20 protein-coding genes and 1 pseudogene are annotated in these 23,120 nt (G+C 54.9%); 12 read left to right on the forward strand and 9 right to left on the reverse strand.

The genetic code is table 11. The annotated features are described in order from the left end of the window. Positions 1–109: 109 nt before the first annotated feature. From glmU to phoU, 7 genes are all read left to right on the forward strand, one after another. Complete coding sequence (gene glmU, locus AX755_RS00960; RefSeq protein ID WP_062856141.1) at positions 110–1,480, forward strand: bifunctional UDP-N-acetylglucosamine diphosphorylase/glucosamine-1-phosphate N-acetyltransferase GlmU; 1,371 nt, start codon at positions 110–112, stop codon at positions 1,478–1,480. 236 nt (positions 1,481–1,716) lie between these two features. Then, complete coding sequence (glmS, locus tag AX755_RS00965) at positions 1,717–3,546, forward strand: glutamine--fructose-6-phosphate transaminase (isomerizing) (protein ID WP_020690250.1); 1,830 nt, start codon at positions 1,717–1,719, stop codon at positions 3,544–3,546. Between the two features lie 322 nt (positions 3,547–3,868). Then, positions 3,869–4,909, forward strand: a complete 1,041-nt coding sequence (gene pstS / locus AX755_RS00970) for a phosphate ABC transporter substrate-binding protein PstS (protein WP_013099410.1) — start codon at positions 3,869–3,871, stop codon at positions 4,907–4,909. A gap of 127 nt (positions 4,910–5,036) precedes the next feature. Further along, positions 5,037–5,996 carry a phosphate ABC transporter permease PstC gene (gene pstC / locus AX755_RS00975; protein WP_013099411.1) on the forward strand — a complete coding sequence of 320 codons (960 nt, stop codon included), beginning with the start codon at positions 5,037–5,039 and terminating at the stop codon, positions 5,994–5,996. Beyond that, a complete protein-coding gene (gene pstA / locus AX755_RS00980; protein WP_020690249.1) occupies positions 5,996–6,886 on the forward strand; it encodes a phosphate ABC transporter permease PstA in 891 nt (296 codons plus the stop codon). The genes pstC and pstA overlap by 1 nt, the downstream gene beginning before the upstream one ends. Positions 6,887–6,933: 47 nt before the next feature. After that, positions 6,934–7,707 carry a phosphate ABC transporter ATP-binding protein PstB gene (gene pstB, locus AX755_RS00985; RefSeq protein ID WP_008500183.1) on the forward strand — a complete coding sequence of 258 codons (774 nt, stop codon included), beginning with the start codon at positions 6,934–6,936 and terminating at the stop codon, positions 7,705–7,707. A gap of 14 nt (positions 7,708–7,721) precedes the next feature. Continuing rightward, entirely contained in the window at positions 7,722–8,447 is a 726-nt protein-coding gene (phoU, locus tag AX755_RS00990) for a phosphate signaling complex protein PhoU (protein WP_008500182.1), read from the forward strand. Positions 8,448–8,497: 50 nt separating this feature from the next. Here the strand turns inward: phoU and yieH are convergent, their stop codons facing one another. Next, positions 8,498–9,163 carry a 6-phosphogluconate phosphatase gene (gene yieH / locus AX755_RS00995; protein WP_045901847.1) on the reverse strand — a complete coding sequence of 222 codons (666 nt, stop codon included), beginning with the start codon at positions 9,161–9,163 and terminating at the stop codon, positions 8,498–8,500. Positions 9,164–9,328: 165 nt separating this feature from the next. Here yieH and adeP point away from each other — a divergent pair, with 165 nt between their 5' ends. Beyond that, positions 9,329–10,666, forward strand: a complete 1,338-nt coding sequence (gene adeP, locus AX755_RS01000; protein WP_146095404.1) for an adenine permease AdeP — start codon at positions 9,329–9,331, stop codon at positions 10,664–10,666. 61 nt (positions 10,667–10,727) lie between these two features. On the opposite strand, the gene AX755_RS01005 is transcribed toward adeP, so the two are convergent. The 8 genes and pseudogenes from AX755_RS01005 to rpmH form a co-directional block, all read right to left on the reverse strand. Next, on the reverse strand, positions 10,728–11,294 hold the full coding sequence (locus AX755_RS01005) for an NADPH-dependent FMN reductase (RefSeq protein ID WP_013099415.1): 567 nt from the start codon (positions 11,292–11,294) through the stop codon (positions 10,728–10,730). A gap of 36 nt (positions 11,295–11,330) precedes the next feature. Further along, positions 11,331–12,077, reverse strand: a complete 747-nt coding sequence (locus AX755_RS01010) for a 4'-phosphopantetheinyl transferase family protein (protein ID WP_013099416.1) — start codon at positions 12,075–12,077, stop codon at positions 11,331–11,333. Positions 12,078–12,226: 149 nt separating this feature from the next. Beyond that, positions 12,227–12,535: pseudogene (locus AX755_RS01015) on the reverse strand (hypothetical protein); the annotation flags it as partial. A gap of 97 nt (positions 12,536–12,632) precedes the next feature. After that, positions 12,633–13,997: a tRNA uridine-5-carboxymethylaminomethyl(34) synthesis GTPase MnmE gene (gene mnmE, locus AX755_RS01020; protein WP_020685446.1), complete on the reverse strand. Its 1,365-nt coding sequence runs from the start codon at positions 13,995–13,997 to the stop codon at positions 12,633–12,635. A 72-nt stretch (positions 13,998–14,069) separates the two neighbouring features. Continuing rightward, complete coding sequence (gene yidC / locus AX755_RS01025) at positions 14,070–15,710, reverse strand: membrane protein insertase YidC (protein WP_062856144.1); 1,641 nt, start codon at positions 15,708–15,710, stop codon at positions 14,070–14,072. Positions 15,711–15,712: 2 nt separating this feature from the next. Continuing rightward, positions 15,713–15,970, reverse strand: a complete 258-nt coding sequence (yidD, locus tag AX755_RS24165) for a membrane protein insertion efficiency factor YidD (protein ID WP_001307474.1) — start codon at positions 15,968–15,970, stop codon at positions 15,713–15,715. Continuing rightward, positions 15,934–16,293 carry a ribonuclease P protein component gene (gene rnpA / locus AX755_RS01030; RefSeq protein WP_028028049.1) on the reverse strand — a complete coding sequence of 120 codons (360 nt, stop codon included), beginning with the start codon at positions 16,291–16,293 and terminating at the stop codon, positions 15,934–15,936. The genes yidD and rnpA overlap by 37 nt, the downstream gene beginning before the upstream one ends. A gap of 16 nt (positions 16,294–16,309) precedes the next feature. Further along, positions 16,310–16,450 carry a 50S ribosomal protein L34 gene (gene rpmH / locus AX755_RS01035; RefSeq protein WP_000831330.1) on the reverse strand — a complete coding sequence of 47 codons (141 nt, stop codon included), beginning with the start codon at positions 16,448–16,450 and terminating at the stop codon, positions 16,310–16,312. A gap of 637 nt (positions 16,451–17,087) precedes the next feature. Between rpmH and dnaA the strand changes: the two genes are divergently transcribed. From dnaA to gyrB, 4 genes are read left to right on the forward strand one after another with little or no spacing between them, the layout of a single operon-like run. After that, entirely contained in the window at positions 17,088–18,485 is a 1,398-nt protein-coding gene (gene dnaA, locus AX755_RS01040; protein ID WP_014830027.1) for a chromosomal replication initiator protein DnaA, read from the forward strand. 4 nt (positions 18,486–18,489) lie between these two features. Beyond that, positions 18,490–19,590, forward strand: a complete 1,101-nt coding sequence (dnaN, locus tag AX755_RS01045) for a DNA polymerase III subunit beta (RefSeq protein ID WP_008500170.1) — start codon at positions 18,490–18,492, stop codon at positions 19,588–19,590. Then, positions 19,590–20,663 (forward strand): DNA replication/repair protein RecF, encoded by a 1,074-nt coding sequence (recF, locus tag AX755_RS01050; protein ID WP_062856145.1) that lies wholly within the window; start codon positions 19,590–19,592, stop codon positions 20,661–20,663. Before dnaN ends, recF begins: the two co-directional genes overlap by 1 nt. Positions 20,664–20,691: 28 nt before the next feature. Further along, on the forward strand, positions 20,692–23,103 hold the full coding sequence (gene gyrB / locus AX755_RS01055) for a DNA topoisomerase (ATP-hydrolyzing) subunit B (RefSeq protein ID WP_013094780.1): 2,412 nt from the start codon (positions 20,692–20,694) through the stop codon (positions 23,101–23,103). Positions 23,104–23,120 lie beyond the last annotated feature (17 nt).

Raw genomic sequence — 23,120 nt, forward strand, 5'->3', positions numbered from 1 at the left:
CTGGATACCAGGCTGGCTTTTTTTTCGTCCTTAATTCATGACGAAAAAGATGTAGAATTTTAAGCACCAAACGTTTTTACTTCTCACTCAAACTACCGTCAGGATGCGTATGTCAAACAGTGCGATGAGCGTGGTGATCCTTGCCGCAGGCAAAGGTACCCGCATGTATTCCGATCTGCCTAAAGTGCTTCATACACTGGCAGGAAAGCCAATGGTGCAGCATGTTATTGATGCAGCAAATGAATTGGGCGCTCGCCAGGTTCACCTGGTCTATGGCCACGGCGGCGATCTGCTTAAAAAGACGCTGAGCGATGACAAGCTCAACTGGGTGCTTCAGGCTGAACAGCTGGGAACCGGCCACGCAATGCAGCAGGCAGCACCGTTCTTTGCCGATGACGAAGACATTCTGATGCTCTACGGCGATGTTCCGCTGATCTCCATCGACACACTGACTCGCCTGCGTGAAGCCAAACCGCAGGGCGGTATCGGTTTATTAACCGTCGTGCTGGACGATCCGACCGGCTACGGCCGCATCACCCGTGAAAACGGCAACGTCACGGGTATCGTTGAACATAAAGACGCCAGCGAAGCACAGCGCCAGATTCAGGAGATCAACACCGGTATCCTGATGGCTAAAGGCGCGGACATGAAGCGCTGGCTGTCTAAGCTCAACAACAACAACGCGCAGGGTGAATACTACATCACCGACATCATTGCGATGGCGTACCAGGAAGGGCGTGAGATTGCGGCGGTCCACCCGGCGCGTATCAGCGAAACCGAAGGGGTGAATAACCGCCTTCAGCTTTCCCGTCTGGAGCGTGTTTATCAGTCCGAACAGGCCGAAAAACTGCTGCTGGCCGGCGTGATGCTGCGCGATCCGGCGCGTTTCGATCTGCGTGGAACGTTAACGCACGGGCGCGACGTTGAAATTGATACTAACGTTATCCTGGAAGGTAACGTCACGCTGGGTAACCGCGTCAAAATTGGTGCGGGCTGTGTGATCAAAAACAGCATCATCGGTGATGATTGCGAAATTAGCCCATACAGCGTGGTGGAAGATGCCCGTCTTGACGCGGCATGCACTATTGGGCCGTTCGCGCGTCTGCGCCCGGGGGCTGAGCTGCTGGAAGGCTCCCATGTTGGAAACTTCGTTGAGATGAAAAAAGCGCGTCTGGGTAAAGGCTCTAAAGCCGGTCATTTGACCTATCTGGGCGATGCAGAAATTGGCGACAACGTGAATATTGGCGCAGGAACGATTACCTGCAACTATGACGGCGCGAATAAGTTTAAAACCATCATCGGTGATGATGTGTTTGTCGGTTCCGACACTCAGCTGGTGGCGCCTGTTACTGTGGGTAACGGCGTAACGATTGCCGCCGGGACAACCGTTACGCGCGATATCGCCGATAACGAACTGGTATTAAGCCGTGTGCCGCAGGTGCACAAGCAGGGCTGGAAACGCCCTGTGAAGAAGAAGTAACGGATTTACCCCTCACCCTAACCCTCTCCCCAAAGGGAGAGGGGATCGTTCGGTGCGGTGTTTTTCTCCCTCGCCCCTTTGGGGAGAGGGCCGGGGTGAGGGGATAATATAATCCCCCCCCACAAGCAGTACCCATAACAATAACCCCACTCTCTACAAGGCTCGGGGTGCCCGGAAAGGGCAAATACAGGTCAGCGACAACGCATGGCATAACGCCATAATCAGGAAATCTAACTATGTGTGGAATTGTTGGCGCAGTTGCGCAGCGTGATATTGCTGAAATCCTTCTCGAAGGTTTACGTCGTCTGGAATACCGTGGCTACGACTCTGCCGGTCTGGCAGTGGTGGATGCAGAAGGTCATATGACCCGTCTGCGTCGCCTCGGTAAAGTGCAGATGCTGGCCCAGGCCGCGGAAGAACACCCGCTGCACGGTGGTACCGGTATTGCGCATACCCGCTGGGCGACACACGGCGAACCGTCTGAAGGCAACGCGCACCCGCATGTGTCTGAACACATCGTGGTCGTGCATAACGGCATTATCGAAAACCACGAACCGCTGCGCGAAGAACTGAAAGCGCGCGGCTATACCTTCGTTTCTGAAACCGATACCGAAGTGATTGCGCACCTGGTGCACTGGGAGCTGGCACAGGGCGGCACGTTACGTGACGCGGTGCTGCGCGCGATCCCACAGCTGCGCGGTGCGTACGGTACGGTGATCATGGACTCCCGCGATCCGTCCACCCTGCTGGCGGCGCGTTCCGGTAGTCCAATGGTTATCGGTATGGGCATGGGCGAAAACTTTATCGCTTCTGACCAACTGGCGCTCCTGCCGGTCACCCGCCGCTTTATCTTCCTGGAAGAGGGTGATATCGCAGAAGTGACTCGCCGCAGCGTGACGGTATTCGATACCAAAGGCGAGCAGGTGAAACGTCCTGAAATTGAATCCAATCTGCAGTACGACGCAGGCGACAAAGGCGCTTACCGTCACTACATGCAGAAAGAGATTTACGAGCAGCCAAACGCCATCAAAAACACCCTGACCGGTCGTATCAGCCACGGCGAAGTGGACCTGAGCGAACTGGGTGCCAACGCAAACGAGCTGCTCAGCAAGGTTGAGCACATTCAGATTGTGGCCTGCGGTACCTCCTACAACTCCGGGATGGTCTCTCGCTACTGGTTTGAGTCGCTGGCTGGCGTGCCGTGCGATGTGGAAATCGCCTCTGAATTCCGCTATCGCAAATCCGCCGTGCGCCGTAACAGCCTGATGATCACCCTTTCTCAGTCTGGCGAAACGGCAGATACCCTGGCGGCGCTGCGTCTCTCTAAAGAGCTGGGTTACCTGGGATCGCTGGCTATCTGTAACGTGCCGGGCTCATCGCTGGTGCGTGAATCCGATCTGGCGCTGATGACCAAAGCGGGCACTGAAATCGGCGTGGCCTCCACCAAAGCGTTTACCACGCAGCTGACGGTTCTGCTGATGCTGGTGGCGAAACTGGCGCGTCTGAAAGGGCTGGATGCTTCTGTTGAGCATGACATCGTTCATGGTCTGCAGGCACTGCCAAGCCGTATTGAGCAGATGTTATCTCAGGATAAGCGCATTGAAGCCCTGGCTGAAGATTTCTCTGACAAGCACCACGCCCTGTTCCTCGGCCGTGGCGACCAGTACCCTATTGCGCTGGAAGGCGCGCTGAAGCTGAAAGAGATCTCCTACATCCACGCTGAAGCCTACGCGGCAGGCGAGCTAAAACACGGCCCGCTGGCGCTGATTGACGCGGATATGCCGGTTATCGTTGTGGCACCTAACAACGAACTGCTGGAAAAACTGAAGTCCAACATTGAAGAAGTTCGCGCCCGCGGTGGTGTGCTGTACGTCTTCGCTGATAAGGACGCCGGTTTTGCCAGCAGCGACAACATGCATATCATCGAGATGCCGCATGTAGAAGAGGTTATTGCCCCTATCTTCTACACCGTGCCGCTGCAGTTACTGGCTTACCACGTTGCGCTGATCAAAGGCACCGACGTTGACCAGCCGCGTAACCTGGCGAAATCGGTCACCGTAGAATAATCCCTCCTGGCTCCACCTTCGGGTGGAGCTTTTTTACCCTGCCTGGTTTGTTTTTAATCAACGCATTCGCGTTTTTATTTATGACAATCTGTCATCTTCAGCTACTTTTTTCAGTGTCACATAAAGAAAATATTTCTGAAAAGTTGTTGTCATGATTGTGGCTAACATGATGATAAATCAGGAATCTTTCGCTGGTTTTTAAGCTAAATTTCCATTGTCATAAAACTGTCATAATTCGTACATTTATCTGTCACCTGTTTGTCCTATTTTGCTCATCGTAGCCACTTAAACAATGATTTACGAAATCCTTGCAGGAGACATTATGAAAGTTATGCGTACCACTGTCGCAACTGTTGTCGCCGCGACCTTATCTCTGAGCGCTTTCTCTGTATTCGCAGAAGCAAGCCTGACTGGCGCTGGTGCAACCTTCCCTGCGCCGGTGTATGCCAAATGGGCGGATACCTACCAGAAAGAAACCGGTAACAAGGTTAACTATCAGGGTATCGGCTCCTCCGGTGGCGTGAAACAAATTACCGCAAACACCGTTGATTTCGGCGCATCCGACGCTCCGCTGTCTGATGACAAACTGGCTCAGGAAGGCCTGTTCCAGTTCCCGACCGTAATCGGTGGTGTGGTTCTGGCGATCAACCTGCCGGGCGTGAAGTCGGGTGAGCTGGTGCTGGACGGCAAAACCCTGGGTGATATCTACCTGGGCAAAATCAAAAAATGGGATGACGAAGCCATCGCTAAGCTCAACCCTGGCCTGAAGCTGCCTTCTCAGAACATCGCCGTGGTTCGCCGCGCGGATGGTTCTGGTACCTCTTTCGTCTTCACCAGCTACCTGGCGAAGGTGAACGAAGAGTGGAAATCTAAAGTCGGTTCCGGCTCTACCGTTAACTGGCCAACCGGTCTGGGCGGTAAAGGGAACGACGGTATCGCCGCGTTCGTACAGCGTCTGCCGGGTTCTATCGGTTACGTAGAATATGCGTACGCCAAGCAGAACAACCTGTCCTACACCAAACTGGTTTCTGCTGATGGCAAACCTGTCAGCCCGACTGAAGAGAACTTTGCCAACGCTGCAAAAGGTGCTGACTGGAGCAAATCCTTCGCTCAGGACCTGACTAACCAGAAAGGTGAAGACGCGTGGCCAATCACCTCTACCACCTTCATTCTGGTTCACAAAGAGCAGAAGAAACCTGAGCAGGGCGCAGAAGTGCTGAAGTTCTTCGACTGGGCATACAAAAACGGCGGCAAACAGGCTAATGACCTGGATTATGCCAGCCTGCCAGACAGCGTGGTTGAGCAGATTCGTGCTGCATGGAAAACCAACGTGAAAGACAGCAGCGGTAAAGCGCTGTACTAACAGGATATATTTAACGAAGATGGCGGGTGGCGCTACGCTTACCCGCCCTACGGTTAACGCTGTAGGCCCGGTAAGCGTCAGCACCACCGGGCATATTCGTAAAACGTCTCAAACAGAAGAGTAATTTATGGCTGCAACCAAGCCTGCATTTAACCCTCCGGGTAAAAAAGGTGACATGATTTTCAGCGCGCTGGTGAAACTGGCTGCGCTGATTGTGCTATTGCTGCTGGGCGGCATTATCGTGTCTCTGATTTTCTCCTCCTGGCCGAGCATTCAGAAATTCGGTTTCTCCTTCCTGTGGACCAAAGAGTGGGACGCGCCGAATGATATCTACGGTGCGCTGGTGCCGATTTACGGCACGCTGGTCACCTCTTTTATCGCCCTGCTGATTGCAGTTCCGGTAAGCTTTGGTATCGCCCTGTTCCTGACGGAACTGGCACCGGGCTGGCTGCGACGCCCGCTGGGTATCGCCATTGAACTGCTGGCGGCCATTCCAAGTATCGTGTACGGCATGTGGGGTCTGTTTATCTTTGCGCCACTGTTTGCCACGTATTTCCAGGAGCCGGTGGGTAATGTTCTCTCCGCTATTCCGTTTGTGGGGGCGCTGTTCTCCGGCCCGGCATTCGGTATCGGTATTCTGGCGGCTGGTGTGATCCTCGCCATCATGATTATTCCGTACATTGCGGCAGTTATGCGTGATGTGTTCGAACAAACCCCGGTGATGATGAAAGAGTCGGCTTACGGCATTGGCTGCACCACCTGGGAAGTGATCTGGCGTATCGTTCTTCCGTTCACCAAAAATGGGGTGATCGGGGGCGTGATGCTGGGCTTAGGGCGTGCGTTGGGTGAGACCATGGCGGTGACCTTTATCATCGGTAACACCTACCAGCTCGACAGTGCCTCGCTCTATATGCCGGGTAACAGTATTACCTCCGCACTGGCGAACGAATTCGCCGAAGCGGAATCCGGGCTGCACGTGGCGGCGCTGATGGAGCTGGGTCTGATCCTGTTCGTGATTACCTTCATCGTACTGGCGATCTCCAAGCTGATGATCCTGCGTCTCGCGAAAAATGAGGGGGCACGCTAATGGCAACTCTCGAAATGCAAAGCACTGCTCAGCTTGCGGAATCCCGCCGCAAAATGCAGGCGAAGCGTCGTTTCAAAAACCGTATCGCGCTGACGCTCTCGATGGCGACGATGGCCTTTGGTCTGTTCTGGCTGATCTGGATCCTCTTCTCTACCGTGGTTCGCGGTATCGACGGCATGTCTCTGGCGCTGTTCACCGAAATGACGCCGCCGCCGAACACGGCGGGTGGTGGACTGGCGAACGCCCTGGCAGGCAGCGGATTGCTGATCCTGTGGGCGACGGTATTCGGTACGCCGCTTGGCATCATGGCGGGTATCTATCTGGCGGAATATGGCCGTAAATCCTGGCTCGCAGAAGTGATTCGTTTCATTAACGACATTCTGCTCTCTGCGCCGTCTATTGTGGTGGGTCTGTTTGTTTACACCATTGTTGTGGCACAAATGGAACACTTCTCCGGCTGGGCGGGTGTGATTGCGCTGGCGCTGCTGCAGGTGCCTATCGTCATTCGTACCACCGAGAACATGCTCAAACTGGTGCCGGACAGTCTGCGTGAAGCGGCGTATGCGCTGGGTACACCAAAGTGGAAAATGATCTCCGCGATTACGCTTAAAGCCTCTGTCTCCGGGATCATGACCGGTATTCTGCTGGCCATTGCCCGTATCGCGGGTGAAACGGCACCGCTGCTGTTTACCGCCCTCTCCAACCAGTTCTGGAGCACGGACATGATGCAGCCGATCGCCAACCTGCCGGTGACGATCTTTAAATTTGCGATGAGCCCATTCGCGGAATGGCAGCAGCTGGCCTGGGCCGGGGTGCTGATCATCACCCTTTGCGTACTGTTGCTGAACATTCTGGCGCGCGTCATTTTCGCGAAGAAGAAACACGGTTAATTTTTTACGGCGCGGCAGCTCGCGGCGCCGAATGAGGAAATGAGTCAATGAGTATGGTTGATACTGCCCCGGGTAAGATTCAGGTTCGTGATTTGAACTTCTACTACGGCAAATTCCATGCCCTGAAGAATATCAACCTGGATATCGCGAAGAACCAGGTAACGGCATTCATCGGTCCGTCCGGCTGTGGTAAATCCACGCTGCTGCGCACCTTTAACAAAATGTACTCGCTCTATCCAGAGCAGCGTGCCGAAGGCGAAATCATCCTGGACGGTGAAAACATTCTGACCCAGGCTCAGGATATCGCCCTGCTGCGCGCCAAAGTGGGCATGGTTTTCCAGAAACCGACGCCGTTCCCGATGTCGATTTACGACAACATCGCGTTTGGTGTACGCCTGTTTGAAAAGCTCTCCCGTGCCGATATGGACGAGCGCGTGCAGTGGGCGTTGACCAAGGCCGCATTATGGAACGAAACCAAAGATAAGTTGCACCAGAGCGGTTACTCTCTCTCCGGCGGGCAGCAGCAGCGTCTGTGCATTGCGCGTGGAATCGCGATCCGCCCGGAAGTGTTGCTGCTGGATGAGCCGTGTTCAGCGCTGGACCCGATCTCAACCGGTCGTATCGAAGAGCTGATCACCGAGCTGAAGCAGGATTACACCGTGGTTATCGTGACCCACAACATGCAGCAGGCTGCGCGTTGCTCCGACCACACGGCATTTATGTACCTGGGCGAGTTGATTGAGTTCAGTAACACGGACGATCTGTTCACCAAGCCCGCTAAAAAGCAAACAGAAGACTATATCACCGGTCGTTACGGTTGATTCAGGAGCGCGCTATGGACAATCTCAATCTTAATAAACACATTTCCGGCCAGTTCAACGCAGAGCTGGAAAGTATTCGCACTCAGGTCATGACCATGGGTGGCATGGTCGAGCAACAGCTTTCTGATGCGATCACGGCGATGCATAACCAGGACAGCGAACTGGCGAAGCGCGTTATCGAAGGCGATAAAAACGTCAACATGATGGAAGTGGCGATTGACGAAGCGTGTGTGCGCATCATTGCCAAGCGTCAGCCGACGGCGAGCGACCTGCGTCTGGTGATGGCCATCATCAAAACCATCGCCGAGCTGGAACGTATCGGTGACGTTGCGGATAAAATCTGCCGCACCGCGCTGGAGAAATTCTCCCAGCAGCACCAGCCGCTGCTGGTGAGCCTGGAGTCGCTGGGCCGCCACACGGTGCAGATGCTGCACGACGTGCTGGATGCCTTTGCGCGTATGGATCTGGATGAAGCGGTACGTATCTACCGTGAAGACAAGAAAGTCGACCAGGAGTATGAAGGCATCGTGCGCCAGCTGATGACCTACATGATGGAAGATTCACGTACGATCCCAAGCGTACTGACCGCCCTGTTCTGCGCGCGCTCTATCGAGCGTATCGGCGACCGCTGCCAGAACATTTGCGAATACATTTTCTACTTCGTGAAAGGTCAGGACTTCCGTCACGTGGGCGGCGACGAGCTGGACAAGCTGCTGGCGGGTAAAGATCCGAAAGAGTAATCAGTGGTTAAAATGCCCGGTGGCGCTGCGCTTACCGGGCCTACAAAAACCTATCGTGTAATATTCCACCCGCGCGCCTTCCACAATTCCGGCAACTGCGCCAGATCGGTAAAGGTCGTCACTTTTGGATGATCGATCGGCTTGTTGTGCGGGTCGGCACAGAAATAAAACACTTCCATTCCTGCATCAATGCCCGACTGCGCGCCCGCGGATGAGTCATCCACCAGAATACAGTTCTCTACGTTGACGTTCATTGCGTTTGCCGCATGGAACATCAGCGCAGGATCTGGCTTCCAGCGTTGAATATCGTAGCCGCTGAACAATTTTTCCGGGAAGTGGTGCAGCATCTCAAGCTTACCCAGCGAGTGCTGCATTTTGCTGACCGGTCCGTTAGACACCACGCAGATCGGTACCGTCATGGCATCCAGCAGCGCGTTTGCGCCAGCAATGACCTCCAGCTCAGAATCGAACAGGCGTGCGACCTCGGCGCGGTACACCGGTTCCAGATCCGTTTTCGCCAGATCCACACCGTGTTCGGCGTTAATGATGTCGATGATCTCGTACAGCTTCACGCCTTTAAAGCGTTTGAACACCTCGTTGAGATCGAGCGTAATGCCAAATTCCTGGAACATGGCGACATACGCGCGGGAACAAATGACCTCACTGTCGACCAGCGTACCGTCGCAGTCGAAAAATACCGCTTCAATTCCGGACATGCCTTTCCCTTTTTACAAGTTTAACGTTTACGTACTGCAGTTCAACGAGACGCAATCGTTGCCGTATAAGCAAAATCAATGAAAAAAGTATCTCGTAACCGCCACTATTGTCGCATTTTGGTATAGGATAGCGACGAATTTTCCCTCCTTGTTCGGAAATTGATGATGAGTCAACAACACACAACCCAGACATCGGGTCAGGGTCTGCTTGAGCGCGTGTTTAAACTGCGCGAGCACGGCACAACGGCACGCACCGAAGTGATCGCCGGTTTTACCACCTTCCTGACGATGGTCTATATCGTTTTTGTTAACCCACAAATTCTGGGCGTTGCTGGCATGGATACCAGCGCCGTCTTCGTAACCACCTGCCTGATCGCTGCACTTGGCAGCATTCTGATGGGCGTATTCGCTAACCTGCCGGTTGCGCTGGCTCCGGCGATGGGGCTTAACGCATTCTTTGCGTTCGTAGTAGTTCAGGCGATGGGGCTGCCGTGGCAAGTCGGCATGGGCGCTATCTTCTGGGGCGCGGTTGGTCTGCTGCTGCTGACTATTTTCCGCGTGCGTTACTGGATGATTGCTAACATTCCTGTCAGCCTGCGCGTGGGTATCACCAGCGGTATCGGTCTGTTCATCGGTATGATGGGGCTGAAAAATGCCGGTGTTATCGTCGCTAACCCGGAGACGCTGGTCAGCATCGGTCACCTGACCTCCCATAACGTGCTGCTGGGCGTGCTGGGCTTCTTTATCATCGCGATCCTCGCTTCCCGCAATATTCATGCGGCGGTGCTGGTGTCCATCGTAGTGACCACCCTGCTGGGCTGGATGCTGGGTGACGTTCACTATAACGGCATTGTCTCCGCGCCACCGAGCGTCTCTACCGTTATTGGTCATGTTGATCTGGCGGGTTCCCTGAATCTGGGTCTGGCGGGGGTGATTTTCTCCTTTATGCTGGTGAACCTGTTTGACTCCTCCGGCACGCTGATTGGCGTGACCGACAAAGCGGGCCTGGCGGATGAGAAAGGTAAATTCCCGCGCATGAAGCAGGCGCTGTTTGTGGACAGCATCTCCTCTGTCAGCGGTGCTTTTATCGGGACCTCTTCTGTTACCGCTTATATTGAGTCCTCTTCCGGTGTCTCCGTAGGGGGCCGTACCGGTCTGACCGCGGTTGTGGTGGGTATTCTGTTCCTGCTGGTGATCTTCCTTTCTCCACTGGCTGGCATGGTTCCACCGTATGCGGCTGCCGGTGCGCTGATTTACGTGGGGGTACTGATGACCTCCAGCCTGTCGCGCGTGAAGTGGGATGATTTAACCGAAGCGGTACCGGCGTTTATTACCGCGGTAATGATGCCGTTGAGTTTCTCTATTACTGAAGGTATCGCGCTGGGCTTTATCTCTTACTGCGTGATGAAGATTGGCACTGGTCGTTTCCGCGACCTCAGCCCGTGCGTCATCATTGTGGCGCTACTGTTTGTGCTGAAGATTGTGTTTATCGACGCCAAATAAACATGTTTGCACCCTCTCCCGTGGGAGAGGGCTGGGGTGAGGGCATCAGCCCGCACCTCACTTAAGCCTTCACCCTCTTGATATAATCCCCAAACGCCGTCAACTGGCCAGAGAGATGGTCACGCGTGCTCTGATCCACCACTTCACCCGTCTGCGGGTCGACTTTATTCTGAATCACACCACCCATAAATTCCGGCTTGTTCATGACCATTGCATCCAGGAATACCAGGATCTGGCGCAGATGATACTGGCAGCGCGCACCGCCAATGGCACCCATTGAACTGGTCTGAATCAGCACCGGCTTACCGGAAAGCGGCTGCTCCGGCAGGCGGGATAGCCAGTCAATTGCGTTTTTCAGACCACCCGGAACCGAGTAGTTATACTCTGGCGTCACAATCACCACCCCGTCAGCCTGGCGAATCTGCTCGGCCAGCGCTTCGACGCTCTGCGGAAAGCCTTCTTCCTGCTGCACGTCCGCATCGTAAAGGGGAATGTCACCAATGGACGGCAGGGCGCTAATCTCCATACCCGCCGGAGCCAACTGTGGCAGCGTACGGGCAACCATCCCGTTAAATGAACCTTTGCGCAGGCTTCCCAGTAATGTTACGACTTTCAACGTTTCAGACATGATTACTCCTGTTTCATCATGATGACCCTGAACGGATCAGCTAAGGGTATATGCTTTTTCTGCCGGTAAACTGGTTAATCTCATCAGGCGCGCGGCGGGCTCGTTGGCACGTTCGGGCACATCCGGAAGGCTACTCCATCCCTGTTTACTGTCAAATTCCCAGATTTTCAGCCGTTCAATGGCAGGTGTGACTGCTACAGACCAGATCAGTACATCCTCAACATCGCTGAGCGCTTCTACCAGCGCGGCTTGCGTGGAGCGCAGGCGTCCGGAGCCCGGCAGGAGTTGCAGCTGACTGGCATCGTCTGACGCGCAACCACAGAGCTTACGAATGCTCTGACGCAAGGTGATAAGCTGAGCCCGGGCTTCAGTGGGATCGTTCTGGTTGCGCACCCACAGCTGTTCATTGCTGGAGAGCGGGTAATCATCATGCGGGCTGGCGCCGTGAAAACCGCGTGTCGCGCGCTGAAGCTCCATATCCAGCCCGCAATCGCCTTCGGTGGTGAGTGCCACGCCAATAATATTGCCCGTATAGGCAATGGAGAAACGCGGCAGCTCCGGGTCGGCAAAGACCGGACGACCTTCAGGTTGGATGATGATGTCCGGCAGCTCACTGGTGCCGTACAGCATAAACAGCAGTTCAGCAAGAAGCGCCCGGGACGCCAAAAAACGCGACCGACGGTGCTCAGGAAGTTTGAGCGCTTCACTGTGACACGCTGAAGAAATTCTGGCCGATACGAGACGACCTTCTGTCAGTATCCCTCTTGCAAAGTGCGTAGCCATTTTTCGCTCCTTGATAATGGTCGTAGTCGGTTAAACGGTTACATCATTATCGCTTAACTCAACTCCTGTTTTAATCAGTAAATGATAGTAAGAAAAGGCTGAGGACCGAACTTTACATTTTCTTAGGCGAAAATTGGATCGCTGACACCCTATAACGCCTTGATGGTCTCGCGTAGCCAGAGGATTTTCGGATTATGGCTTTTCCGTTTATGCCAGATCAGCGTGAAGGGCTGGAGGACCATAAGTAAAAGGATGCAGAGCATGCTACAGCCAATCAGAATCCCGATCAGCATATTGCGCGCAAACGGCGTCAAGAACGAGACCGCCATACTGACCATCGTGGAATACTGCTCGCGATTAAAACCCATGGTTTCCATCAGCAGCACCGGGGAAACGGTTACATAGGTGAGGATCGCCGCCACGCACAGGGTAGCGTTCAATAACCGGCTAATAAAAAACGGTTCAGTAGCTTTCTGCCGGATGGCTCTCTTTGAGCACGGCAATCGACTGGACTAGGGTGATTTCCTGGGGGAAATCACCCTTCAGTAACGGGGGTCACTTACCAATACAGAAGCTCGAGAAGATCCTCCCAAGCAGATCGTCCGACGTAAACTCCCCGGTGATCTCACTCAGATTCTGCTGCGCCAGGCGCAACTCTTCCGCCAGCAATTCCCCCGCCCATGCGCCAATCAGCTGCGCTTTGCCCTGCTCGAGGTGACGTGCCGCCTCTTCCAGCGCCTGCAGGTGGCGACGCCGCGCCAGGAAGCCGCCTTCCATGCTGGTGTCAAAGCCCATGCTCTGCTTGAGATGGTTACGCAGGTCGTCAACGCCCTCGCCGGTGCGGGCCGACAGACGGATAAGTGAGTGACCATTCACATCGCTGATGCCCAGCGTTTCGCCGGTGACGTCTGCTTTGTTACGCACTACGGTGATCGGCAGTTTAGCTGGCAGACGGGCGATAAAGTCCGGCCAGATCTCCGCCGGGTCTACGGCGTCGGTCGTGGTGCCATCTACCATAAACAGCACACGGTCGGCCTGCTCAATCTCCTGCCAGGCGCGCTCGATACCGATACGCTCCACTTCGTCGCTGGCATCACGCAGACCCGCAGTGTCGATGATATGCAACGGCATGCCATCGATGTGAATATGCTCGCGCAGCACGTCGCGGGTGGTCCCGGCGATGTCGGTCACGATCGCCGCCTCACGGCCCGCGAGGGCGTTCAGCAGGCTCGATTTCCCGGCGTTTGGACGACCCGCGATGACCACCTTCATCCCTTCACGCAGCAGGCTCCCCTGGCGCGCTTCGGCGCGAACGGCATCGAGATCGGCCATCACATCATTGAGCTGGGCTTCAATTTTACCGTCAGAGAGAAAGTCGATTTCTTCATCCGGGAAGTCAATCGCTGCTTCGACGTAGATCCTGAGGTGAGTGAGTGCTTCCACAAGGTGATTTACACGTGCGGAAAACGCGCCCTGCAACGAGTTCAGGGCAGAGCGAGCCGCCTGTTCAGAGCTGGCGTCGATCAGGTCAGCAATCGCCTCGGCTTGCGCCAGGTCGAGCTTGTCGTTGAGGAAGGCACGTTCGGAGAACTCGCCCGGCTTTGCAATACGCAGGCCCGGCAGAGTCAGAATACGTTTTAACAGCAGGTCGAGGATGACCGGGCCGCCGTGACCCTGCAGCTCCAGCACGTCTTCACCAGTAAAGGAGTTCGGGCCGGGGAACCACAGCGCAATGCCCTGGTCCAGTGGGGTACCGTCGCTGTCTTTAAACGGCAGATAATCAGCGTAGCGCGGCTTTGGCAGTTTACCCAGCACCGCTTCAGCGACCTCGCGCGCCTTCAGGCCGGAGATACGCAAAATGCCTACACCACCGCGTCCCGGTGGGGTTGCCTGGGCGACGATAGTGTCGTTATGGCTCATGGTTGCTCTCGTTCAGTACAAATAAAAAAGGCGGTCAATCGACCGCCCTTATTTTAGCGTTAACTTACCGAATCAGGACTTTTTCTTTTCGCGGCTATGCAGGCCACGTTTTTCCAGACCACGGTAAATCAGCTGCTGCTGGATGATGGTCACCAGGTTGCTGACGATATAGTACAGCACCAGACCTGACGGGAACCACAGGAAGAACACGGTGAAGATGACCGGCATAAAGGTCATGATCTTCTGCTGCATCGGGTCGGTCACGGTGGTCGGAGACATCTTCTGGATGAAGAACATCGTCACGCCCATCAGGATCGGCAGGATGTAGTACGGGTCCTGTGCGGACAGGTCATGGATCCACAGCGCGAACGGCGCATGGCGCAGCTCAACGGAACCCATCAGCATGTAGTACAGCGCAAGGAAGATTGGCATCTGAATCAGCAGCGGGAAGCAGCCACCCAGCGGGTTCACTTTCTCTGCTTTATACAGGGCCATCATCTCCTGGCTCTGACGCTGTTTGTCATCGCCCAGACGCTCGCGCATTGCCTGAATCTTCGGCTGCAGCATACGCATCTTCGCCATGGAGGTGTACTGCGCTTTGGTCAGCGGGTACATGATGCCACGTACGATGAAGGTGATAACGATGATGGAGAAGCCCCAGTTACCCAGGAAGCTGTGGATGAACTTCAGCAGCTTGAACAGCGGCTGAGAGATGAACCACAACCAGCCGTAGTCAACGGTCAGATCCAGGTGCGGTGCAACAGCAGCCATTTTGTCCTGGATTTCCGGGCCGACCCACAGGGTGCTTGCCAGCTTACCGGTTTGACCCGGCTGAACCAGAACCGGCTGAGATTTGTAGCCGATAGCCGCAATACCGTTGCCCAGATTCGCGGTGTAGAAGTTATTGGTACCGTCGTTATTTGGGATCCATGCCGTTGCGAAATACTGCTGCAACATTGCCACCCAACCGCCTTTGGAGCTGACGTTCAGGTTTTCGTTATCGGCAATGGTGTCGAATTTGTATTTCTCATACTTCGCGTCAGGCGTGGAGTATGCCGCGCCACGGAAGGTATGCAGCGCAAAGTTGCTGCTTCCGGTGTCACGGTGAGACGGCAGATTGATGGACTGCTTCAGCTGACCAAAGGTCGATACTTCAAGCGGTTTCGCACTGGCGTTCTGTACGCTGTAGCCCACGTTCACTGCATATTCACCGCGTTTCAGGGTGAAGGTTTTAGTGAAGGTGTTGCCTGCCGCGTCGGTGTAGGTCATCGGAATAACGAGTTCGTTCTGGCCATCAGCCAGTACAAAGGTGTCGTTTTCGACGTTGTACAGTGGACGCGCACCGTTAGCCGGGTTATCCGGGCCATCACGACCGGTCAGGCCGCTCTGCGCCTGGTAGATAAACTCTGGCGTGGTTTCCAGTAACTGGAACGGCTCGGTAGACTTCAGCTCTTTCGGGTAGGTCAACAGCAGCGCCTGCTCAACATCACCACCACGGGTGTTGATAGTCAGCTCAAGCACATCGGTCTTAACCGTAATCTGTTTCCCCTGGCCACTGGCCGGTACGCCCTGGTCGGCGGCACTCCCCTGGCTGCTCGTTGTCTGCGTGGTCTGCTGCTGGGGTTGAGGATTTTTATCCTGCTCCCATGCCTGCCAGATCATGAAAGACACGAACAACAAAGCGATGATAAGAAGATTGCGTTGCGAATCCATCGTTAGTGTTCTCTGGTATCAAAGGGTCCTGGGGGGACGGGGTCGTCTCCACCTGGGTGTAAAGGGTGGCATTTTAATACGCGTTTCACCGTCAACCAACTGCCTTTTATCACTCCAAACCTGCGCAATGCCTCAATTCCGTAGCTTGAGCATGTTGGCGTGAAACGGCAGTGTGGCCCGAGTAGCGGACTAATCAGGCGTTGATAGACCCGAATGAGGGCTATCAGGACCCGCGAGCCAGGCGACAGTGGCGGCGCCATAATTTTTCCAACGCTTCCGAGAGAGCACGGTTATCGAGGTCGGCAACCCCTTTTTTCGCCACCACCACGAAATCCATAGAAGGCAGTTCGTGCTGACGTAAACGGAAGCTTTCACGCGTCAGACGTTTAATCCGGTTGCGTTCATGCGCACGCTTAACGTTTTTCTTGGCGACAGTAAGACCGATGCGGGGATGCCCCAGCGAATTTTGGCGGCCGAGGATGGTGATTTGCGGCGTGCCAGCCCGTAGTGGCTGCTGGAAGACGAAAGTGAAATGAGCGGGAGTTAACAAACGTAACTCCCTGGGAAATGCTAGCTTAACCACTCAGGGGTTAGCTTTATTACTTGGAAACGGTCAGACGAGCGCGGCCTTTAGCACGACGACGTGCCAGAACCTGACGACCATTTTTAGTAGCCATACGAGCACGGAAGCCGTGAGAACGGTTGCGCTTCAGTACAGACGGTTGAAAAGTGCGTTTCATGGCGATTTCTACCTAAACTTGAATAAATTCACTGACTTTTGCGTATACCCGAACGAGATTCGAACGACTAACGCCTCAGCGTGGGTGATTAAAGAGGCCGGATTGTAATAATTGTACACTCCGGAGTCAATTCTCTTTCCTTATTTCCCGCGTATTTCCGCACGATTTCGCGTGGAAAATGAGCAACGGACGACGCAGGAAGAAGAGCATCACGCGCCGGGTCGAGGATTATACGGTCTCATCAACAAAGCGCAAGGATCGTCCTGGATCTTCGTTAGATCATTTAAGCAAAAAATTGTCTGTTCTCATTAAATTTTCCAATATGCGGTCTAAATCGTGGGGCACTCCCGCCAGGATCGTTTACACTTACCCGGTTTCGGATCTTCCTGTGGATAAATCGGGAAGAATCTGTGAGAAACAGAAGATCTCTGGCTCAGTTTAGGCTATGATCCGCGGTCCCGATCGGGATCCAGCGATCCTGGCCGGGCATAAACACAATATCGTTCAGGTTGTTTCAACGATGGCGTGTATAACCGCAGATAGCGGTTCGCACATCCCCCTCATTGGGTCATGTCGATGTGCGCCAACAATCATGAATATTCAATAGTTTTCTTTTATTGTTCGAGTGGAGTCCGCCGTGTCACTTTCGCTTTGGCAGCAGTGTCTTGCCCGATTGCAGGATGAGTTACCAGCCACAGAATTCAGTATGTGGATCCGCCCGTTGCAGGCGGAACTGAGCGATAACACGCTGGCTTTGTATGCGCCAAACCGTTTTGTGCTCGATTGGGTAAGGGACAAATACCTTAATAACATCAACGGACTGCTGAATGATTTCTGCGGGTCAGATGCCCCGCAGCTGCGCTTTGAAGTGGGCACAAAGCCGGTTACCCAGACGGTGCGCGAAACCGTAAACGTGGCAGCGCCTGCTCAGGCGGCACCCGCTCCGGCTCCTCGCGTTGCTCCTGCTGCACGTCCGGGTTGGGATAATGTGCCTGCCCCGGCAGAACCGACCTACCGCTCTAACGTTAACGTCAAACACACCTTCGATAACTTCGTGGAAGGTAAATCGAACCAGCTGGCACGCGCGGCGGCTCGCCAGGTGGCAGACAACCCCGGTGGAGCCTATAACCCGCTGTTCCTCTATGGCGGCACGGGTCTGGGTAAAACGCACCTTCTGCACGCGGTGGGTAACGGCATTATGGCGCGTAAGCCAAATGCGAAAGTGGTGTATATGCACTCCGAGCGCTTCGTTCAGGACATGGTAAAGGCCCTGCAAAACAATGCGATCGAAGAGTTTAAACGCTATTATCGTTCTGTTGATGCGCTGCTGATCGATGACATTCAGTTCTTTGCGAATAAAGAACGATCGCAGGAGGAGTTTTTCCACACCTTTAATGCGCTGCTGGAAGGTAACCAGCAGATCATTTTGACCTCGGATCGTTATCCAAAAGAGATCAACGGTGTGGAAGATCGTCTGAAATCCCGCTTCGGCTGGGGCCTGACCGTGGCGATCGAACCGCCGGAACTGGAAACCCGCGTCGCGATCCTGATGAAAAAAGCCGATGAGAACGACATTCGCCTGCCGGGTGAAGTGGCGTTCTTTATTGCCAAGCGTCTGCGTTCCAACGTTCGTGAGCTGGAAGGGGCGCTGAACCGCGTCATCGCCAATGCCAACTTTACCGGCCGCGCGATCACCATCGATTTTGTGCGTGAAGCGCTGCGCGATCTGCTGGCACTGCAGGAAAAACTGGTCACTATCGACAACATTCAGAAGACGGTGGCCGAGTACTACAAAATCAAAGTGGCAGATTTACTGTCTAAACGTCGTTCCCGCTCGGTGGCGCGCCCGCGTCAGATGGCGATGGCGCTGGCAAAGGAGTTAACCAACCACAGTCTGCCGGAGATCGGCGATGCGTTTGGTGGCCGTGACCATACGACCGTGCTGCACGCTTGTCGCAAGATTGAGCAGTTACGCGAAGAAAGCCACGACATAAAAGAAGATTTTTCCAATTTAATCAGAACATTATCATCGTGACGCTATGAAATTTACCGTTGAACGTGAACATTTATTAAAACCGCTGCAACAGGTGAGTGGCCCATTAGGTGGCCGCCCAACGCTGCCTATTCTCGGAAACCTGCTGCTTCAGGTCGCGGACGGTACGCTGTCGCTGACCGGCACAGACCTGGAAATGGAAATGATCGCGCGCGTTACGCTGACTCAGCCGCATGACGCAGGCGCGACCACGGTTCCGGCACGTAAATTCTTTGATATCTGCCGCGGGCTGCCGGAAGGCGCAGAGATCGCGGTGCAGCTGGAAGGCGACCGCATGCTGGTGCGTTCTGGCCGCAGCCGTTTTTCCCTCTCCACGCTGCCTGCTGCGGACTTCCCGAACCTGGACGACTGGCAAAGTGAAGTCGAATTCACCCTGCCGCAGGCGACGATGAAGCGTCTGATTGAAGCCACGCAGTTCTCTATGGCGCACCAGGACGTTCGTTACTATTTAAACGGCATGCTGTTCGAAACCGAAGGGGAAGAGCTGCGTACCGTGGCCACCGACGGCCACCGTCTGGCGGTCTGTTCCATGCCAATTGGCGACTCACTACCAAACCATTCGGTGATCGTGCCGCGTAAAGGCGTAATTGAGCTGATGCGTATGCTCGACGGTGGCGACACGCCGCTGCGCGTGCAGATCGGCAGCAACAACATCCGCGCTCACGTGGGCGATTTCGTCTTCACATCCAAGCTGGTTGACGGTCGTTTCCCGGATTATCGCCGCGTATTGCCGAAGAACCCGGACAAAACGCTGGAAGCGGGTTGCGATAGCCTCAAGCAGGCGTTTGCCCGTGCGGCCATTCTCTCGAACGAGAAATTCCGCGGTGTGCGCCTGTACGTAAGTGAAAACCAGATCAAAATCACCGCCAACAACCCGGAGCAGGAAGAGGCAGAAGAGATTCTGGACGTCACCTACGCCGGGGCTGAGATGGAAATCGGGTTTAATGTCAGCTACGTGCTGGACGTGCTGAATGCACTGAAATGCGAGAACGTTCGCATTCTGCTGACTGACTCCGTTTCGAGCGTACAGATTGAAGATGCCGCATCACAGTCGGCTGCGTATGTTGTTATGCCAATGAGACTGTAATGTCGCTCACCCGTCTGTTGATCCGCGACTTTCGCAATATCGAAAGCGCGGATCTCGCTTTATCCCCTGGCTTTAACTTCCTGGTTGGCGCAAACGGCAGCGGCAAAACCAGCGTGCTTGAAGCCATCTATACGCTCGGCCATGGCCGGGCGTTTCGCAGTTTGCAGATTGGTCGCGTGATTCGCCACGAACAGGAATCCTTTGTCCTGCACGGGCGTTTGCAGGGTGAGGAGCGGGAAACCGCCATTGGCCTGACCAAAGACAAGCAGGGCGACAGCAAGGTGCGCATCGACGGTACCGACGGCCACAAAGTGGCGGAGCTGGCGCTGCTGATGCCGATGCAGCTGATCACGCCGGAGGGGTTTACTTTACTCAACGGCGGCCCCAAATACAGAAGAGCGTTCCTCGACTGGGGATGCTTTCACAACGAAGCCGGTTTCTTTAACGCCTGGAGCAACCTGAAGCGTCTGCTTAAGCAGCGTAACGCCGCATTGCGCCAGGTCACGCGCTACGCCCAGCTGCGCCCGTGGGACATGGAATTAATTCCTCTTGCGGAACAAATCAGCCGCTGGCGTGCCGAATACAGCGCAGGCATCGCCAAAGATATGGCCGACACCTGCAAACAGTTTTTACCTGAATTTTCTCTCACCTTCTCCTTCCAGCGCGGCTGGGAAAAAGAGACGGATTATGCCGAGGTGCTGGAGAGAAACTTCGAGCGCGACCGTATGTTGACCTACACCGCGCACGGCCCGCACAAGGCGGATTTCCGCATTCGTGCTGACGGTGCGCCGGTAGAAGACACCCTGTCGCGCGGGCAGCTCAAGCTCCTGATGTGCGCGCTGCGCCTGGCGCAGGGGGAGTTCCTCACCCGCGAAAGCGGGCGACGCTGCCTGTACCTGATAGATGATTTTGCCTCGGAACTTGACGACGCGCGGCGCGGGCTGCTTGCCAGCCGCCTGAAAGCCACGCAGTCGCAGGTTTTCGTCAGCGCCATTAGCGCTGAACACGTTATGGACATGTCGGACGAAAATTCGAAGATGTTTACCGTGGAAAAGGGTAAAATAACGGATTAACCCAAGTTGAAATGAGCGAGAAACGTTGATGTCGAATTCTTATGACTCCTCCAGTATCAAAGTCCTGAAAGGGCTGGATGCGGTGCGTAAGCGCCCGGGTATGTATATCGGCGATACGGATGACGGCACCGGTCTGCACCACATGGTATTCGAGGTGGTAGATAACGCTATCGACGAAGCGCTCGCGGGTCACTGTAAAGACATTATCGTCACCATCCACGCCGATAACTCCGTTTCCGTACAGGATGACGGCCGTGGTATCCCGACCGGTATCCATCCGGAAGAGGGCGTGTCTGCTGCAGAAGTGATCATGACCGTTCTGCACGCAGGCGGTAAATTTGACGATAACTCCTATAAAGTCTCCGGCGGCCTGCACGGCGTAGGTGTTTCCGTGGTAAACGCCCTGTCGCAGAAACTGGAACTGGTTATCCAGCGCGAAGGCAAAATTCACCGCCAGATCTATCAGCACGGCGTGCCTGAAGCGCCGCTGGCTGTGACCGGCGATACCGAAAAAACCGGTACCATGGTGCGTTTCTGGCCGAGCCTCGAAACCTTCACCAACGTCACCGAGTTCGAGTACGACATCCTGGCAAAACGCCTGCGTGAACTGTCGTTCCTGAACTCCGGCGTCTCAATTCGTCTGCGTGACAAACGCGACAACAAAGAAGACCACTTCCACTATGAAGGTGGTATCAAAGCGTTCGTTGAATACCTGAACAAGAACAAAACGCCAATTCACCCAAATATCTTCTATTTCTCTACGGAAAAAGACGGTATCGGCGTGGAAGTGGCTCTGCAGTGGAACGACGGTTTCCAGGAAAACATCTACTGCTTCACCAACAACATTCCACAGCGTGACGGTGGTACGCACCTTGCGGGCTTCCGTGCGGCGATGACCCGTACCCTGAACGCCTACATGGACAAAGAAGGCTACAGCAAAAAAGCGAAAGTCAGCGCCACCGGTGATGACGCCCGTGAAGGCCTGATTGCTGTTGTCTCCGTGAAAGTGCCGGATCCGAAGTTCTCCTCGCAGACCAAAGACAAGCTGGTCTCCTCTGAGGTGAAATCGGCGGTTGAACAGCAGATGAACGAACTGCTGAGCGACTACCTGCAGGAAAACCCGAACGACGCGAAAATTGTTGTCGGTAAAATTATCGATGCGGCGCGTGCCCGTGAAGCGGCGCGTAAAGCCCGTGAAATGACCCGCCGTAAAGGCGCGCTGGACTTAGCGGGTCTGCCGGGCAAACTGGCTGACTGCCAGGAACGCGACCCGGCGCTGTCCGAACTGTACCTTGTGGAAGGGGACTCCGCGGGCGGTTCTGCGAAGCAGGGCCGTAACCGTAAGAACCAGGCCATCCTGCCGTTGAAAGGTAAAATCCTCAACGTTGAGAAAGCGCGTTTCGACAAAATGCTCTCTTCTCAGGAAGTGGCGACGCTGATCACCGCGCTGGGCTGCGGCATTGGTCGTGACGAATACAACCCGGACAAGCTGCGCTATCACAGCATCATCATCATGACCGATGCGGACGTCGACGGCTCGCACATCCGTACGCTGCTGTTGACCTTCTTCTACCGTCAGATGCCGGAAATCGTTGAACGCGGCCACGTCTACATTGCACAGCCGCCGCTGTACAAAGTGAAGAAAGGCAAACAGGAACAGTACATCAAAGATGACGACGCGATGGATCAGTACCAAATCGCGATCGCACTTGATGGTGCGACCCTGCATGCGAACTCCAGCGCTCCGGCACTGGCAGGTGAGCCGCTGGAGCGTCTGGTATCTGAGTTCAACGCCACGCAGAAAATGATTGGTCGTATGGAGCGTCGCTATCCAAAAGCGCTGCTGAAGGAGCTGATCTATCAGCCAACCCTGACTGAAGCCGATCTGAGCAACGAGCAGGCGGTGACCCGCTGGGTGAACGCGCTGGTGAGCGAGCTGAACGAGAAAGAGCAGCACGGTAGCCAGTGGAAGTTCGACGTTCAGCAGAACGCGGCGCAGCAGTTTGAGCCGATTATTCGCGTGCGTACCCACGGCGTCGATACCGATTACCCGCTGGAGCACGAGTTTGTGACCGGCCCGGAATACCGTCGTATCTGCACTCTTGGCGAGAAGCTGCGTGGTCTGATTGAAGACGATGCGTTCATCGAACGTGGCGAACGTCGTCAGCCGGTGGCCAGCTTCGAACAGGCGCTGGAATGGCTGGTGAAAGAGTCCCGTCGCGGCCTCTCTATCCAGCGTTACAAAGGTCTGGGCGAAATGAACCCGGATCAGCTGTGGGAAACCACCATGGATCCGGAAAGCCGTCGCATGCTGCGCGTTACCGTTAAAGACGCGATTGCTGCCGACCAGCTGTTCACGACCCTGATGGGCGATGCGGTTGAACCTCGTCGTGCCTTCATCGAAGAGAATGCGCTGAAAGCGGCGAATATCGATATTTAATCGTTGTTATACAGCAC

The sequence above is a fragment of the Enterobacter sp. SENG-6 genome (assembly GCF_001605945.1).
In the GTDB taxonomy this organism is placed as follows: domain Bacteria; phylum Pseudomonadota; class Gammaproteobacteria; order Enterobacterales; family Enterobacteriaceae; genus Enterobacter; species Enterobacter cloacae.

Bases quoted from the DNA above. Each gene is read 5' to 3' on its own strand.
- glmU (WP_062856141.1), top strand. From the start codon at position 110: ATGTCAAACAGTGCGATGAGCGTGGTGATCCTTGCCGCAGGCAAAGGT.
- glmS (WP_020690250.1), top strand. From the start codon at position 1,717: ATGTGTGGAATTGTTGGCGCAGTTGCGCAGCGTGATATTGCTGAAATC.
- pstS (WP_013099410.1), top strand. From the start codon at position 3,869: ATGAAAGTTATGCGTACCACTGTCGCAACTGTTGTCGCCGCGACCTTA.
- pstC (WP_013099411.1), top strand. From the start codon at position 5,037: ATGGCTGCAACCAAGCCTGCATTTAACCCTCCGGGTAAAAAAGGTGAC.
- pstA (WP_020690249.1), top strand. From the start codon at position 5,996: ATGGCAACTCTCGAAATGCAAAGCACTGCTCAGCTTGCGGAATCCCGC.
- pstB (WP_008500183.1), top strand. From the start codon at position 6,934: ATGAGTATGGTTGATACTGCCCCGGGTAAGATTCAGGTTCGTGATTTG.
- phoU (WP_008500182.1), top strand. From the start codon at position 7,722: ATGGACAATCTCAATCTTAATAAACACATTTCCGGCCAGTTCAACGCA.
- yieH (WP_045901847.1), bottom strand. From the start codon at position 9,163: ATGTCCGGAATTGAAGCGGTATTTTTCGACTGCGACGGTACGCTGGTC.
- adeP (WP_146095404.1), top strand. From the start codon at position 9,329: ATGAGTCAACAACACACAACCCAGACATCGGGTCAGGGTCTGCTTGAG.
- AX755_RS01005 (WP_013099415.1), bottom strand. From the start codon at position 11,294: ATGTCTGAAACGTTGAAAGTCGTAACATTACTGGGAAGCCTGCGCAAA.
- AX755_RS01010 (WP_013099416.1), bottom strand. From the start codon at position 12,077: ATGGCTACGCACTTTGCAAGAGGGATACTGACAGAAGGTCGTCTCGTA.
- mnmE (WP_020685446.1), bottom strand. From the start codon at position 13,997: ATGAGCCATAACGACACTATCGTCGCCCAGGCAACCCCACCGGGACGC.
- yidC (WP_062856144.1), bottom strand. From the start codon at position 15,710: ATGGATTCGCAACGCAATCTTCTTATCATCGCTTTGTTGTTCGTGTCT.
- yidD (WP_001307474.1), bottom strand. From the start codon at position 15,970: ATGGCGCCGCCACTGTCGCCTGGCTCGCGGGTCCTGATAGCCCTCATT.
- rpmH (WP_000831330.1), bottom strand. From the start codon at position 16,450: ATGAAACGCACTTTTCAACCGTCTGTACTGAAGCGCAACCGTTCTCAC.
- dnaN (WP_008500170.1), top strand. From the start codon at position 18,490: ATGAAATTTACCGTTGAACGTGAACATTTATTAAAACCGCTGCAACAG.
- recF (WP_062856145.1), top strand. From the start codon at position 19,590: ATGTCGCTCACCCGTCTGTTGATCCGCGACTTTCGCAATATCGAAAGC.
- gyrB (WP_013094780.1), top strand. From the start codon at position 20,692: ATGTCGAATTCTTATGACTCCTCCAGTATCAAAGTCCTGAAAGGGCTG.